Here is a 15,040-nt window from a genome sequence, read left to right on the forward strand (position 1 = left end):
GGTCCTTGCCCTTCACTTCCTTGTCGGCGAGCGCCTTCCAGTCGTCGCGGGTCGGGTTGGTGGTCATGAGCGTGTCCGGCCCCGAAAGGGCGCTCCTTCTGTCTCAGGCGCCCTTGAACGCGGGCTTGCGTTTCTGGAGGAAGGCCATGCCGCCCTCCATCGAATCGTGCGTGCCGCGCGCCGCGCGCTGGTTGTCGGCCTCGCGCTGCATCGCGGCGGCGTAATCGCCCTCCAGCGCATCGTGGAGCTGGCGCCGCATCAGGCCGAGCGCCACCGTCGGCCCCGCCGCCAGCCGCTCGGCGAGCGCCAGCGCCTCGGCGTCGAGCGCGTCGTCGGCCACTACCTTGTGGATCATCCCCCAGTCGAGCGCTCTGGCCGCGGGGACGCGTTCGCCGAGCATCATCATCTCCGCCGCCCGCGCGCGCCCGATCAGCCGGGTCAGCATCCAGCTCGCGCCACCATCGGGGACGAGGCCGATATTGACGAAGGCCTGAAGGAAATAGCCGGTCTCCGACGCGACGCAGAAATCGGCAGCGAGCGCCAGGCTGCAGCCGATCCCGGCGGCCGGCCCGCGCACCGCGGTGACGACCGGCACCGACAGCGCCGCGATCGCCGCGAGCGTCGGGTTGTAGCTGACGGTCAGCGCGTCATGCGTGACCTGGCCGGGATCGAGCCCGCGGCCGCCCGCGCTCAGCGCACCGCCGCCGACATCGGCGCCCGAGCAGAAGGCACGGCCTGCGCCAGTGATCAGCACCGCGCGCGCACCGCCGAGATCGGCCAGCGCCTCACGGATTTCGACGAACATCGCCGGCGGCGCGGCGTTGAGCCGATCGGGGCGGTTGAGCGTGACGATCAGGATGTCGCGTTTGCGCTCGGTCAGGATGTGCTCGTAGGCCATTCGTCCTCCACACCACCCTCTCCCCTTGCGGGAGAGGGATACGAAGACTTGGGACCCCGGCTTTCGCCGGGGTGCCCAGTCGAAGTTGGGAGAGGGGTGCGATTGCTCTGCAATCGCGCGGCGCTGAAGCGCCGCTCACCCTCTCCAAGTTCCGCTAGCGAGCAAGCTCGCAAGCTCCACTATCCTCTCCCGTCGAGGGAGAGGATGTCGGTATCAATGCCCGTCCCTGGGCGTCTCCATGATCTCGGTCAGCACCCCGCCCATGTCCCTGGGATGGACGAAGAAGATCGGCGTCCCATGCGCGCCGATCCGGGGCTCGCCGAGCACCTTCGCCCCCTTCGCTTCGAACCACGCCTTGGCCTCGTGGATATCGGGCACTTCGTAGCAAAGATGATGCTGCCCGCCGGCCGGGTTCTTCTCGAGGAACGCCCGGATCGGCGAGGTCTCACCGAGCGGCTCGATCAGCTCGATCTGCGTGTTGGGCGTGTCGACGAAACACACCTTCACGCCCTGCGCCGGCAGGTCGAACGGCTCATGCACCGTCGTCGCCCCCATCACGTCGCGCCAATAGGGAATCGCATCGTCGATCGACGGCGTCGCGACCCCGACATGATTGAGGCGGCCGAGCTTCACTTGGCGTCCTTCTTCTCGCCATCCTTGGGCTCGGGCGCGCGCACCGGCGGCTGGCCCAACGTATAGCCGCACGCGGCCAGCACCGCGCTGATCGGCTGCGCGCTCGGCGGACCGGCGAAGGTCGCGTCGATCGGCTCGCCGGCCGCCGTCGTCGTATGCAGCTTGACCGACTTCGCCGAGGCGAGCGCGGTGGTCAGCGTGGTGACGCCGACATCGTCACGCTGAAACGCGCCCTGCTGGACGAATTCCCAATTGTCGATCAGCGGCGTGCCCGCATCGAACGTCAGCGACACCGGGCGCGCCGGCGGGCCGCCCAACGGGGTGCGGCTGAAGAACTGGACCGAGACGACGTTCGCCTTGCCCGCGTCGCAGCGCACGACGAGCTTGCCGTTGCCGTCGGCCGACGAAGCGCCGGTCACCGTCGAGGTGATCGTCGGGTCGGTCTTGGGACGTGTCGTGACCGTCCACGGCGCAGGCGCCGCAGCGGCCGGGGCGGCCTGGAGCAACAGGGCAATGATGGAGATCATACGGGGATAGCCTTTCCTAGAGCGGAATGTTGTCGTGCTTCTTCCACGGATTCTCGAGGCTCTTGTTCCTCAGTTTCCGCAAGCCCAAAGCGATGCGGCGACGCGTCGAATGCGGCTGGATCACTTCGTCGATGAAGCCTTTGGACGCCGCGACGAACGGGTTGGCGAAGCGCGCCTCATACTCGGCGGTGCGCTCGGCGATCTCTTCCGGGGTCTTGCCGCGGAAGATGATCTCGACCGCGCCCTTGGCGCCCATCACCGCGATCTCGGCGGTCGGCCAAGCGTAATTGAGATCGCCGCGCAGATGCTTTGACGCCATGACGTCATAGGCGCCGCCATAGGCCTTGCGCGTGATCACGGTGATCTTGGGCACGGTCGCCTCGGCATAGGCGAACAGCAATTTCGCGCCGTGCTTGATGATGCCGTTATGCTCTTGGCTCGTGCCGGGCAGGAAGCCGGGGACGTCGACGAAGGTCACGATCGGGATCTCGAACGCGTCGCAGAAGCGGACGAAGCGCGCCGCCTTTTTCGACGAATTGATGTCGAGCACGCCCGCCAGCACCATCGGCTGGTTGGCGACGACGCCGATCGTCTTGCCCTCGATCCGGCCGAAGCCACAGATGATGTTGCCCGCATGCGCCGGCTGGATTTCGAAGAAATCGCCTTCGTCGACCGTCTTCCGGATCAATTCGTGCATGTCGTAGGGCTGGTTGGCCGAGGCCGGGATCAGGCTGTCGAGGCTGTCCTCGATCCGGTCCCACGGATCCGACGAGGGGCGCTCGGGCACCGGCTCGCGGTTGGAGGCGGGCAGGAAATCGATGAAGTCGCGCGCGGCAAGCAACGTCTCGATATCGTCGTTGAACGCGACGTCCGCGACCGAGGTCTTGGTCGTGTGGGTGACCGCGCCGCCGAGCGCTTCCTGCGTCACCACTTCGTTGGTCACCGTCTTCACCACATCGGGGCCGGTGACGAACATGTAGGACGAATCCTTCACCATGAAGATGAAGTCGGTCATCGCCGGCGAATAGACCGCGCCGCCCGCGCACGGGCCCATGATCAGGCTGAGCTGCGGCACCACGCCACTGGCGAGCACGTTGCGCTGGAACACCTCGGCATAGCCGCCGAGCGACGCGACGCCTTCCTGGATGCGCGCGCCGCCCGAATCGTTGAGGCCGATCACCGGCGCGCCGACCTTCATCGCCATGTCCATGATCTTGCAGATCTTCTGCGCGTGCCGCTCGCTCAAGCTACCGCCGAACACGGTGAAGTCCTGGCTGAACACGAACACCAGCCGGCCGTTGATCGTGCCCGATCCGGTGACCACGCCATCGCCCGGAATGATCTGGTCCTGCATGCCGAAATCGACGCAATTATGCTCGACATACATGTCGAGCTCCTCGAACGATCCCTGGTCGAGCAGCACGTCGAGCCGCTCGCGCGCGGTCAGCTTGCCCTTGGCGTGCTGCGCGGCGATGCGCTTCTCTCCGCCGCCCAGCCGGGCCGCGGCGCGCTTGCGTTCGAGTTCGGCGATGGTCGACGACATGGAGACTCCTGATGCGGACCGGGCTTCTTTCCCCTAGCAGGCGCCTTCCGCAACTGTAATGTTGCAAACTTGGCACCGGTCGGTTTGCAAACTATGCCGAGCGGCATGACCGAACCGAGCCGCCGCATCTTCGCCGGACACCGAGTGCGCGACCTGCGCCAGCGGCTAGGGCTGAGCCAGCGCGCGCTCGCCGGACAATTGTCGGTGTCGGTCAGTTATCTCTCGCAGATCGAGAATGGCGACCGCCCGATCACGCCGTTGGTGATGGTCGCCCTTGCCCGCGCCTTCCCCGCCGATTGGGAGCAGATCGCCGCCGCCGACGAATCGATGCTGCTGGTTGACGCGATCGAGGCTTCGACCGACCCCAGCGTGCCCGACGCGCGGCTCGACGAGGCGACGTTGCGGCGCGGCGCGCGCCAGCAACCGCAACTCGCGCGGCGGATGGTCGCGCTCCACGCCGCCTTCCGGCGCTCGCAGGAGCAATTGCGCGCATTCGACGACCGCTTCGAGGCCGGCGCGGCCGAGGCGGCGCGCTTCCCGTGGGAGGAAGTGCGCGACTGGTTCCACGCCGAGCGCAATTATGTCGATGCGCTCGATCGCGCGGCCGAGGCGATCGCCGAGGAGATGGGCGAAGGCGCTATCGATGGCGCCGCCCTGGAGAACCGGCTCGGCCGGCACTTCGGTATCACCGTCGCCGCCGATCGCGAGCTCGGCGGGTCGGTGCGCGCGTACGACCCCGACGCACGCCTGTTGCGGCTCGACCCCGCCTTGCCCGAGGCGAGCCAGCGTTTCGCGCTCGCGCACCAATTGGCGCGGCTCGAATTCGCCGATCTCATCCGCGACATCGCCAGCGAGGGGATCGCCTCCGATGCCGGCCGCGCCTTGCTCGCCGCCGGGCTGACCAATTACGCCGCGGGCGCGCTGATCATGCCCTACATACGCTTCCGCGCCACCGCGCGCGAGCTTCGCCACGACATCGACCGCCTCAGCCGCCGTTTCGGCGCGAGCTTCGAACAAACCTGCCACCGCCTCTCGACCTTGCAGCGGCCGGGGGCTGCCGGCATCCCGTTCTTCTTCTGCCGCGTCGACATGGCCGGCAACATCACCAAGCGCCATTCGGCGACACGCTTCCAGTTTGCGCGATTCGGCGGCGCCTGCCCGCTCTGGGGCGTCCATGAAGCGGTGGCGATCCCCGACCGCATCGCCGTCCAGCTCGCCGAGACGCCCGACGGCACGCGTTACGTCTCGATGGCCAAGGGGCTGGTCAAACCCTCGGGCAGTTTCACCCGCAGCCCGCGGCGCTATGCGGTGACGCTCGGGTGCGAGGAAGCGCATGCCGCCGACTTCGTCTATGCCGACGGGCTGCGTGCCGACGACGTGGCGACCCCGATCGGCGTCTCCTGCCGCATCTGCCCGCGCACCGATTGCGACCAGCGCGCCTTTCCTCCCGCGGCGAGCGAGATCCACATCGATCCCGACGCGCGCGGGCCGGTGCCCTATTCGTTCCGGTAAGCGGTCGTCGCGCATCTCAATCCTCCCCCGCCAGGGGAGGTGGCACGCGTAGCGTGACGGGGGGGGCGGCCAGCGACCAACAATCATCATGCTTCCTCCCCCTCCGACGCCTTCGGCGCCACCTCCCCCTGGCGGGGGAGGATTAGAAGAAGCCGCAATCGACAGCCTCCATTCATGTACCTGAACGAACGTTTCGGCTCCGGCATCACCTGCGACACATTGGCCCGGTCCACGGCACAAATCGGCGACAGATCGGGCCGAAACCGTCTCTCGACCGATGGTTCGGTCGCCAAAGGAGTGAGAGACATGAAGAAGCTTCCCGTTCTGCTGCTGGGCCTGGGCTTCGCCACCGCCGCGTTCCCCGCCGTCGCCAGCGCCGCGCCGTTCGCGCCGGCCAACAACCGCGCGCAGATGATCGAGCTGCGGATCAACCAGGGCGTCCGTTCGGGCGCACTCAACCGCCGCGAAGGCTTCAAGCTGCAGAACGAGCTGCGCGGCATCCAGAGGCTCGAATATCGCTACAGCATGTCGGGCGGCCGGCTCGACCTGCGCGAGCGTGCCGACCTCAATCGCCGCTACGACGTGCTGAGCAGCAAGGTGCGGTTCGACAAGCACGACGGCCAGCGCCGTTGGTGACCACGATTTGCGCGGAGGGGCGCAAGCGGAAGGGGCCGGGAAACCGGCCCCTTTTTCATTAAAGCCCTCTCCCGTTTACGGGAGAGGGTTGGGTGAGGGTCTTCTTCCTTCTTTCAAGCGGATGGCGCGACACGAAAAGAAGCAAGAAGAACCCTCTCCCTCCCGCGAGCGGGAGAGGGATTTCGGTCATGCCGCCTTTGCGATCAGCACGCCCCATTTCACGCTCTTCCCGTCACGATAACGACGGCGTATCGATCGCTTCCTCCTCCCTTCCCACGGAGTCGCCGATGCGCCTTACCTTCGCCGCCGCCTTGCTCGCCGCCACCGCCACGCCGGCGCTCGCTGCCCCGCTTCACTCTTATGCCGGGCTCGCCCTGTCGGCCTCCGGCGACCGCGTCGCCAGCGTCGAGGCGATCGAGGGCGAAGGCGAAAGTGCCAGGGCCGCGCATGGCCGAATCGTGGTCCGCGCGGTCAGGGACGGCAAGGTGCTGGCGACGATCGATCCCTGCGCCAAGTGCAGTTATTCGGGCCTGACCTTCGGCCCTGGCGGGGCGCTGGCCTATCTGCAGCGTGACCGCGAGACCGGCACTGTCGCGCTGGCGCTCGCCGACGGCAAGGCGACGCGGACGATCGCCACGGTCAAGGGTATCGCCCAGACCCCGCGCTTCTCGCCCGACGGCAAGAAGATCGCGCTGCTCGTGACGCTCAACGCCGCCAAGGAATCGGGCGCGACCCAGCCCGGCGTGCGGCTGGTCGGCGAGATCGGCGAGAAGAATGACGAACAGCGGCTCGCGGTGTTCAGCCTGGCCGGATCGCCGGTCAGCGACGTCAGGCCGGTCTCGCCGGCCAACCGCTATATCTACGAATATAGCTGGACGCCCGACGGCAGCGGCTTCGTCGCCACCACCGCGCTCGGCAATGGCGACAACAATTGGTGGGTGGCGACGCTCGACGCGATCGACGCGACGACCGGCAGCGTCCGCAACATCGCCCAGCCCCGGACCCAGATCAACGCGCCGCGGGTGTCGCCCGACGGCCGGACGGTCGCCTATATCGGCGGGCTGATGAGCGATTTCGGCTCGGTCGGCGGCGACGTCTTCACCGTCCCCTTCGCGGGCGGCGAACCGGTCAACGCCACCAAAGGGGAAAAGGCGACGGTCACGTCGTTGACCTGGACCAAAGGCGGACTGCGCGACGTCAGGCTGATGGGGTCGGACATGCAGATCGCCGCGCCCGGCGCCAAAGGTACGACGGTGTTCTGGGCGCAACCCGCCAGCTTCGCGGCGGGCGACGGGCGCGTGGCGTATAGCGCCGACGGGTCGGTCGCGGCGATGGTCGCGTCCGACTTCGAACATGCGCCGGCCATCTACGCCGGCCCGGTCCGCGCGCCGCACAAGATCACCAGCGAAAATGACGCGATCGCGCCGAGCGTGAAGGCTGAGAGCATCACCTGGAAGAACGACGGCTACGACGTGCAGGGCTGGCTGCTCGGCCCGGCGGTGGCGCCGGCCGGCAAGGCGCCGATGATCGTAACCGTCCATGGCGGTCCCGCCGCCGCCTCGACTCCACGCTTCGTCGCCGCCGACAGCGCCGATGCCGATTATGTCGTCAAGGGCTATTATCTGTTCTTCCCCAATCCGCGCGGCAGCTACGGCCAGGGCGAGGCGTTCACCGCCGCCAACAAGCGCGACTTCGGCGGCGGCGACCTGCGCGACATCCTGGCCGGGGTCGACGCGGTCGAGCGGGCGGCGCCGGTCGACGACAGCCGGCTCGGACTGACCGGGGGCAGCTATGGCGGCTTCATGGCGATGTGGGCCAATACCCAGACCAACCGCTTCAAGGCGATCGTCGCGGGCGCCGGCCTGTCCAACTGGATCAGCTATTACGGCACCAACGGCATCGACCAGTGGATGATCCCGTTCTTCGGCAAGTCCGCCTATGACGATCCCAAGCCGTACGTCGAGGCATCGGCGATCACCGATATCAAGAAAGCCCGGACCCCGACCTTCATCTATGTCGGCGAGCGCGACATCGAGGTGCCGCCGACCCAGTCGATCGAATATTGGCACGCGCTGAAGGAACTCGGCGTGCCGACCACGCTGATGATCTATCCCGACGAAGGCCATGGCATCCGCCAGCCCGAGCATGTCGCCGATCTGCGCAAGCGGGTGGCCGCGTGGTGGGCGGAGTATCTGGGGAAGTAGGAAATCAACTGTCCGTCATCCCAGCGAAAGCTGGGATTTTGGCGATGGCGCGACGCAAAGAGCCGCACGAGATCCCAGCGTTCGCTGGGATGACGGAAGATTATCGCAACGGCTCGCCCGAATCCTTCCAGCGGTCGAGCACTTGCGATGCGGCGGGCAGATTGTCGTCGGCGGCCGGCGCCGACGGCGCCTTGGCGATGCTGGTGTCGCGATAGTCGGGCTGGATTGCCGCGAGATTGGTGCTCGGCGGCGGCGGCGACGTCAGTCCGGGGATGCCCGGGGCGGCCGCACCCGGCGTATAAGCGGCGAATTGCGTCGACGGCAGCGGCATGCCCGGCGGCGGCGCGATGCGCGCATGAGGCCCCGGCACCGGCTCGCCACCGTGATAGCGCAGGTTGCTGAACGCGGCCGGCGTCCCCCAATAGCCCTTCCAGCGATGGAAAAAGTGCATGCCGATCGCGTCGGTCATCACCAAGCTGCGGTTCCAGGCCGGCGTCACCTGATAGGTGTGATAATGGGTCGCCAGCCCGACCGCCTTCATCACATAGCCGTTGAGCGCGTCGAGCGCATAGCGCCGCGCGCGATCCATCGCCGAGCGCATCGGCACCCGCGCCATCGATCCGTCGCAGGCATAGCTGAACTGGCAGCCGGTGCTCTTTTCCGATCCCTGATAGACCACGCCGCACACGGTCGAGGGGAAAGCCGGATGGCGGACGCGGTTGAGGATGACTTGCGCGACCGCGCGCTGGCCTTCCTCGCTTTCCGACGCCGCCTCGTAATAGATCGCGGTCGCCAGGCAATCGAGCGCGCGCGCCTTGTCGAGCGCGCCGGCGCCGTTCATCGAAAAGGGCTGGGCCGGGCGCACGGTACCATCGGTGTCGGGAGTCAGATCGGCATCGGTCGGGACCGGCAAATCGGGCAGCGCGGTGGTGCCGGTCGTACCCGCGCTCGGCGCCGCCTGGTCGTCGGCGACATAGAACAGCGCCGCGCCGGGAAAATGATCCTCGCTCTCGTAACCGATCGGCGGCAGCGGCGGTGCCTCCGCGCGCTGGGCTTCGTAATAGGCGACGACGGCGGCCTTGGCCGACACGGCGAGCATCGGCACGCCGACCAGCCCCGCGAGCAATGCCGCGCGAGTCTGCCGAACCGTCCAGTTACGCCAATCGATCACTTGGACCTGCCGCCTTCACACAGCCCGGCGAGTCCCACCGGGCGCATCGCGCCATAAGCCAAAAAGCTTACCGGATCGTCCCCGGATTCGACCGTGTCCCGCAGCGAAACGCTTGATGGTTAATGTAATTTTTGCGAGGCGGAGGCGCGGCGACGCCCGCGCCGGTGCGCGAAAGCGCACCGCCTCGCCCGGCCGGCGGACGGCGCCAGCCGATCCGGCCGACGGCTTTGCCGGCGGCGAGACCGATGTCGGCTAACGACCTAATTGCGGACGTATGGGACCAGTCCCTTGCTTCTTGATTGCGGACATTCCCAGTCTTGGTAGACCCAACTCATTTCGGGAGGACCGCCATGTTCGATTGGCTGAAAACGAGGGCGGGTAAAGAATTGCCACCGGGTGACGCAGCCACCGCTTCTCCGCGAGTATTGCTGAACGGCGCTTATCGCCTGCATCGGACGGAAGACATAGAGCGCTATACCGCTCTTGCGGCTGCCGCTTTTCCAACTTTTGCCAAGCGAATTACCTGCTTTGGTTCAAGCTGGCTTGGCTGTCAGTTTGCCACTGACGAGGAGAGGATCACGCGCGGGGAGCGCCAGATTCTGCTTCTTGAACCAGGGACCGGTGAAGCCCTTGAGATACCCGCTGGGTTAGACACATTTCACACCGGCGAACTGGTCGAGCAGCCTGACGCCGTTGCGGCGTATGGCTTCTTTAATGCTTGGCGGTCCGCCGGGGGCGAAGCTCCTCGCTACGATCAATGCGTCGGCTATCGCAAACCGCTGTTTTTGGGCGGAGAGGACGAAATCTCAAATCTCGAATTGTCAGATTTCGAAGTATACTGGCACGTCTCTGCGCAAATAATCGAAAAGGTCCGAGGATTGCCGACCGGAACGCGGATCAACAATATCTCTATCAATGACTGAGCCACGCGTTGGCCGCTTTGAGCGGGTCGCGACTATTAGCCGACAGCCCGCTTTCCATCCAATGCCGGACAGGAAGCCTACGCCTTCTCCAGCGTGCATTGCAGCGGGTGCTGGTTCTGCCGCGCGAAGTCGGTGACCTGCGCGACCTTGGTTTCGGCGACCTCGTAGCTGAACACGCCGCACACCCCCACGCCTTTCTGGTGGACGTGGAACATCACGCGGGTCGCTTCCTCGGTCGACATGCGGAAGAAGCGCTGCAGGCAGAGCACGACGAATTCCATCGGCGTGTAATCGTCGTTGAGCATCAGCACGCGATACGGGGTCGGCTGCTTGGTCCGCGTCCGGGTACGCGTAGCGAGCCCGACGCCGGTATCGTCGTCACCGTCGTTGCCATTGCCGACCTGGTCAGGGTCGTTGGCCATCAGGATATCGGGGTCGAACAGGGGAAAGGAAAATATGGCATTGCGGCGCGCCGGGGCAAGAGGGTGCGGCGCGCGTTAAGTGCTTTTCCCCGCCCGCCGCGCCGCAAAACGGACGATGGCTGGCGCACCGATACGACGATCGGCTGTTCGAATTCGGCGATTTGGGAGACGGGAGGCCGGCCGGCTCTTCCCACTATCATCATGTACCATGGGGTGGGGATTGCGGCAAGCCGGGGTCCCTGGTGCATGTGCCTTGCCCTCGATTCGCATCAGAGGAGCAACGCGATGACAGCGACCGACGGCAAACCTTCCCGATTGTTCTACCACGGCACGCGCGCCGACCTGAAACCCGGAGACCTGCTATCCGCGGGATTCCGATCGAATTACCGCGACGGCCCGCCGCTGTCTTGGATCTATTTCTCCGGCACGCTCGACGCCGCGATCTGGGGCGCCGAACTGGCGCGGGGCGACGGCCGCGAGCGCATCTATGTCGTCGAGCCGACCGGCGACTATGTCGACGATCCCAACCTGACCGACAAGAAATTCCCCGGAAACCCGACCCTGTCCTATCGCTCGCAAGACCCGCTGCGGATCGTCGGCGAGGTCGAGCAATGGGAGGGACATCCGCCCGAGCAGATCCGGGACATGAAGCAAGGAATCGCGCGGTTGATGGCGCAGGGAGCCGAGATCATCGACTGACGATGAGACGTCTCCCCTAATCCTCCCCCGCAAGGGGAGGTGGCGCGTCTAGCGCGTCGGAGGGGGGAGGAAGCACGACGGATTATTGGTCGTCTTCCTCCGCCTCCGTCAGCCTGACGGCTGCCACCCCCCCCTGGCGGGGATTGCGGAGCCACAAAGGAAAAGGGCGGCCGCCCGATGGCGACCGCCCTTTCCTTGTCTCTCGCGAGAAAGGTGCGCTTACGCGGCGACCTTGATCTTCTCGGCGGCGAGCGCGACGCGGTTCGAGATCGGCTTGGCGACGTCACCGGCCAGCTTGATCACCGCTTCGGTGTTCTTCGAGCTCTCGGCGACGAACGAGTCGAACTGGCCGCGGACATAGTCCGACTGCAGCTTGAACAGCTCGGTCGGCGACTTGACGGCGGCGAAGCCCTTGAACGCGGCGGTCGCGGTCTCGAACTGCTTGCGGGCGTATTCGGCATAGTCCTGGCCGAGCGTCTCGAAGCCCTTGGCCGCGATCTTGCCCGACTCGACAAGCGCCTCGACATTGCCCTTGTTGAACTCGTTCATGTCCTCGAACGCCTTGGCGCCCTTCTCGGCCGCGGCCTTCGCCTTGGCGGTGAACTCGGTGAAATACGCCTGGCCCTTCTCGGCGGCGTCCTTGATCTGGTCGTTCATCTTGGTCACTTCCTTCTTGATGGCGGCCGGCGCTTCGACGACGGCGGCGACGATTTCGGTCACGGTCTCGACTGCGGGGGTCTCGACGGGAGCGGTCCTGAGGACGGGCGCCGCCGGCTGCTCTGCGGCAGGGGTTTTCGCAACCATGGGCGCGGGCTTGGCCACGGCCGGAGCCGTCGCTTTCGCGGACTTGACGGGCGCGCGCTTCACCACTGCCTTGGCCGCGGGCTTCGCTGCCTTGGTCTCTGGGGTCTTGCTCGCCATCACATCCTCCGCCGCATCATTGCTGCATTGCACAAAATAGTGCTCCGCGCGCAAAGGTCAAGCGATTTTTGTGCAGCGCAACATAACCGTCACAACGGTCTCGAAACAGTAACTTAGCGCGCGCGGACGTAGTCGCCCGGGGCATCGGTTATTGCGGTGCGCTTCTTTCCCTTGCCGGGAATACGCGCGCCTTTGACCGCGACCTTCTTGTCGCCACGATCGCGGATCCATTCAATCCAATCGGGCCACCAGCTACCCTTGGTTTCGGTCGCCCCGGCGACAAATTCGGCCAGCGACGAGGCGGGCTTGTCGTTGGTCCAATATTGGTATTTGCCCGCCGCCGGCGGATTGACCACGCCGGCGATATGGCCCGAGCCCGCCAGCACGAACTTGAGCGGGCCGGCGAACAAATGGGTGACTTTCCACACGCTCTCGGCCGGGGCGATATGGTCCTCGCGCCCCGCCTGGACGTAGCTCGGCGTCCTGACCTTCTTGAGATCGAGCGGCGTTCCCGCGATCGCCAGCGCGCCCGGGCGCACCAGCAGATTGTCGCGATAGAGGTCGGTCAGATAGGCGAGATGCCATTTCGCCGGCAGATTGGTGGTGTCGCCGTTCCAGTGGAGCAGGTCGAACGGCGCATAATCCTGGCCGAGCAGGTAATTGTTGGCGACGTAATTCCAGATCAGGTCGCGCCCGCGCAGCAGGTTGAACGTAGCCGCCATGTAGCGACCGTCGAGATAGCCCTCCGGCGACAATTGCTTGATCATGTCGAGCTGCGCGTCGTCGACGAAATTGAGTAGGTCGCCGGCATCGGCGAAATCGACCTGGGCGGTGAAGAAGGTGGCGCTCGAGACTTTCTCCGCCTCCCCCTTCGCGGTCAGGTAAGCGAGCGTCGCGGCGAGCGTGGTGCCGGCCACGCAATAGCCGATCGCATGCACCGATTCGACGTCAAGCTGGTCGCGGATCACGTCGATCGCCTCGATCTGGGCGAGCACGTAATCGTCCCAGGTCACCTCGGCCATGGCGGCATCGGCCGACTTCCACGACACCATGAACACCGACAATCCCTGGTCGACCGCCCAGCGGATGAAGCTTTTCTCCGGGCTGAGATCGAGGATGTAGAAGCGGTTGATCCACGGCGGAAAGATCACCAGCGGCGTCTCGAGCACCGTCTCCGTGGTCGGCGTATAGTGGATCAACTCGAACAGGTCGGTGCGATGAATGACCTTGCCCGGGGTGGTGGCGAGGTTGCGCCCGACCTCGAACGCATCGGCATCGGTATGCGTCAATTGCCCCTTGCCGAGATCGCTGAGCATGTTGGAGAGGCCCTTGAGCAGATTCTCGCCGCGCGTCTCGATCGTCTTCTGGATCACGTCGGGGTTGGTGAAGGCGAAATTGGACGGGCTCATCGCGTCGATGAAGCCCTGCGTCGCGAAGCGGAATTGCTCGCGCTGCTTGGGGTCGAGCCCTTCGAGCGCATCGACCTGCTTGAGCAATTGGTCGGCGATCATCAGATAGGACTGGCGGATCCAGTCGAACACCGGGTTCTGCCAGGCTTCCGACTTGAAGCGCCTGTCCTTGACCGCTTCCTTGACCGGCGCCGCGCTCTCCTCACCCGCCGGCTTGGGGTCGAGGAAACGCTGCCACAATTTGAGGCTGTCCGACCAGAAATCGCCGATCCGCGCGAGCGTCGCGGAATCATTGAAGCCAGGCACGACCGGCGCGCCGGCGCCCAGCCCCGCCTCGAGCATCATCTGTTGCGCGCGACCCATCACCCAGGTCCAGTGCTGCATATCCTCCAGGCTGGGTGCGTCGGTCTGGTCGGCCATCGTCTCTATCCCCCGGCGAAGGTCTGCATGCGCTGGACGCGCCATCCTCCTTTAAGGCAGCGCCACTCGGCGCGAAAGCGCCCGCCGGCCGTGAACGGCACATTCTTGGGGTCGTTGCCGCGCTGGCGGAACGTGCCGTCGGTTCGCCATCCCGTGCCGTCGCGGCTGGCCGTATCGACCGTCATCACCTGCTCGCCCAATTTGTAGCCGCCGAATCCGGCCAGAAAGGATTCGATCTCGGCCGGCCCGGTGACCGGCTCGCCTTTGGGCCCGACCAGCACGCCGTCGGCGGCATAGAGTTGCGCGGTGCGCCGCGGGTTCATCGCGCGCGCGGTGTCGGCATAATGCGCCACCGCCGCGTCCAGCGCGATACCGCGGCAGCGTGGCGCCTCGGCGGCGGTCGCGGCGGCAGCCGCGACGAGCATCAGCGCGATCATGGCATTTCTCCGCCGGTTGCCGGAGGCGAACGCGGCAGGGCCGCTTTTGTCTCCGCTTTTCGGCACGGATGATCGCATCCGGAACAACGCCGTATCGCGGCGGGCCGCTTATGGCCTAAGGGTGACGGCGAAAGGAGTATTAGATGTCCGACGATTTCTACCGCATCAAACGTCTGCCGCCCTACGTCATTGCCGAGGTCAACGGCATGCGGGCAGCAGCGCGTGCGGCAGGCGAGGACATCATCGACCTCGGCATGGGCAACCCCGACCTGCCCCCGCCCCAGCATGTCATCGACAAGCTGTGCGAGGTCGCCCAGAAACCCGACGCGCATGGCTATTCGCAGTCCAAGGGCATTCCCGGGCTGCGCCGCGCCCAGGCCAATTATTATGGCCGCCGTTTCGGGGTCGAGCTCGATCCCGAGAACGAAGTGGTGGTGACGATGGGCTCGAAGGAAGGGCTCGCCAGTCTCGCCACCGCGATCACCGCGCCCGGCGATGTCGTGCTCGCGCCCAATCCGAGCTATCCGATCCACACCTTCGGCTTCATCATCGCCGGGGCGACGATCCGTGCCGTCCCGACCACGCCCGACGAACATTATTTCGAGAGCCTCGAGCGCGCGATCGCCTTCACCGTGCCGCGTCCCTCGATCCTGGTGGTCAATTATCCGTCCAACCCGACCGCCGA

The 15,040-nt window shown here is 66.0% G+C and carries 15 protein-coding genes; 6 read left to right on the forward strand and 9 right to left on the reverse strand.

Annotated features, from left to right (window positions below; all coding sequences use genetic code 11):
- Window positions 1-103 precede the first annotated feature (103 nt).
- The 4 genes from ACTHJR_RS15480 to ACTHJR_RS15495 form a co-directional block, all read right to left on the reverse strand.
- A complete protein-coding gene (locus tag ACTHJR_RS15480; RefSeq protein ID WP_440524138.1) occupies window positions 104-898 on the reverse strand; it encodes an enoyl-CoA hydratase-related protein in 795 nt (264 codons plus the stop codon).
- 213 nt (window positions 899-1,111) lie between these two features.
- A complete protein-coding gene (gene mce, locus ACTHJR_RS15485) occupies window positions 1,112-1,531 on the reverse strand; it encodes a methylmalonyl-CoA epimerase (protein ID WP_440524139.1) in 420 nt (139 codons plus the stop codon).
- Entirely contained in the window at window positions 1,528-2,058 is a 531-nt protein-coding gene (locus tag ACTHJR_RS15490; RefSeq protein ID WP_440524140.1) for a hypothetical protein, read from the reverse strand. Before ACTHJR_RS15490 ends, mce begins: the two co-directional genes overlap by 4 nt.
- A gap of 16 nt (window positions 2,059-2,074) precedes the next feature.
- Window positions 2,075-3,601, reverse strand: coding sequence for an acyl-CoA carboxylase subunit beta (locus ACTHJR_RS15495; protein WP_440524141.1), 1,527 nt, complete (start codon window positions 3,599-3,601; stop codon window positions 2,075-2,077).
- A gap of 105 nt (window positions 3,602-3,706) precedes the next feature.
- Between ACTHJR_RS15495 and ACTHJR_RS15500 the strand changes: the two genes are divergently transcribed.
- The 3 genes from ACTHJR_RS15500 (at window position 3,707) to ACTHJR_RS15510 (ending at window position 7,953) form a co-directional block, all read left to right on the forward strand.
- On the forward strand, window positions 3,707-5,113 hold the full coding sequence (locus ACTHJR_RS15500; RefSeq protein WP_440524142.1) for a helix-turn-helix domain-containing protein: 1,407 nt from the start codon (window positions 3,707-3,709) through the stop codon (window positions 5,111-5,113).
- A gap of 306 nt (window positions 5,114-5,419) precedes the next feature.
- Window positions 5,420-5,749, forward strand: a complete 330-nt coding sequence (locus ACTHJR_RS15505; RefSeq protein ID WP_440524143.1) for a hypothetical protein — start codon at window positions 5,420-5,422, stop codon at window positions 5,747-5,749.
- A 287-nt stretch (window positions 5,750-6,036) separates the two neighbouring features.
- On the forward strand, window positions 6,037-7,953 hold the full coding sequence (locus ACTHJR_RS15510) for a S9 family peptidase (RefSeq protein ID WP_440524144.1): 1,917 nt from the start codon (window positions 6,037-6,039) through the stop codon (window positions 7,951-7,953).
- A 100-nt stretch (window positions 7,954-8,053) separates the two neighbouring features.
- Here the strand turns inward: ACTHJR_RS15510 and ACTHJR_RS15515 are convergent, their stop codons facing one another.
- Window positions 8,054-9,124, reverse strand: a complete 1,071-nt coding sequence (locus ACTHJR_RS15515; RefSeq protein ID WP_440524145.1) for a cell wall hydrolase — start codon at window positions 9,122-9,124, stop codon at window positions 8,054-8,056.
- 350 nt (window positions 9,125-9,474) lie between these two features.
- Here ACTHJR_RS15515 and ACTHJR_RS15520 point away from each other — a divergent pair, with 350 nt between their 5' ends.
- The gene (locus ACTHJR_RS15520) at window positions 9,475-10,047 is read left to right on the forward strand and encodes a T6SS immunity protein Tdi1 domain-containing protein (protein ID WP_440524146.1); all 573 of its coding nucleotides are present in this window, start codon (window positions 9,475-9,477) and stop codon (window positions 10,045-10,047) included.
- Window positions 10,048-10,124: 77 nt separating this feature from the next.
- Here ACTHJR_RS15520 and clpS read toward each other — a convergent pair whose 3' ends face one another.
- A complete protein-coding gene (gene clpS, locus ACTHJR_RS15525) occupies window positions 10,125-10,469 on the reverse strand; it encodes an ATP-dependent Clp protease adapter ClpS (protein ID WP_440524147.1) in 345 nt (114 codons plus the stop codon).
- Between the two features lie 285 nt (window positions 10,470-10,754).
- On the opposite strand from clpS, the gene arr reads away from it, so the two are divergent.
- Window positions 10,755-11,168, forward strand: a complete 414-nt coding sequence (gene arr / locus ACTHJR_RS15530) for an NAD(+)--rifampin ADP-ribosyltransferase (protein WP_440524148.1) — start codon at window positions 10,755-10,757, stop codon at window positions 11,166-11,168.
- A gap of 219 nt (window positions 11,169-11,387) precedes the next feature.
- Here the strand turns inward: arr and ACTHJR_RS15535 are convergent, their stop codons facing one another.
- The 3 genes from ACTHJR_RS15535 to ACTHJR_RS15545 form a co-directional block, all read right to left on the reverse strand.
- Window positions 11,388-12,089: a phasin family protein gene (locus ACTHJR_RS15535; RefSeq protein WP_440524149.1), complete on the reverse strand. Its 702-nt coding sequence runs from the start codon at window positions 12,087-12,089 to the stop codon at window positions 11,388-11,390.
- Window positions 12,090-12,202: 113 nt separating this feature from the next.
- Entirely contained in the window at window positions 12,203-13,918 is a 1,716-nt protein-coding gene (locus tag ACTHJR_RS15540) for a PHA/PHB synthase family protein (RefSeq protein ID WP_440524150.1), read from the reverse strand.
- 5 nt (window positions 13,919-13,923) lie between these two features.
- A complete protein-coding gene (locus ACTHJR_RS15545; protein WP_440524151.1) occupies window positions 13,924-14,355 on the reverse strand; it encodes a nuclear transport factor 2 family protein in 432 nt (143 codons plus the stop codon).
- Window positions 14,356-14,498: 143 nt separating this feature from the next.
- On the opposite strand from ACTHJR_RS15545, the gene ACTHJR_RS15550 reads away from it, so the two are divergent.
- The coding region (locus ACTHJR_RS15550; RefSeq protein ID WP_440524152.1) for an aminotransferase class I/II-fold pyridoxal phosphate-dependent enzyme at window positions 14,499-15,040 on the forward strand (542 nt) is incomplete at its 3' end.

It is taken from the genome of Sphingomonas sp., from assembly GCF_051962185.1.
Taxonomy (GTDB): Bacteria; Pseudomonadota; Alphaproteobacteria; order Sphingomonadales; family Sphingomonadaceae; genus Sphingomonas.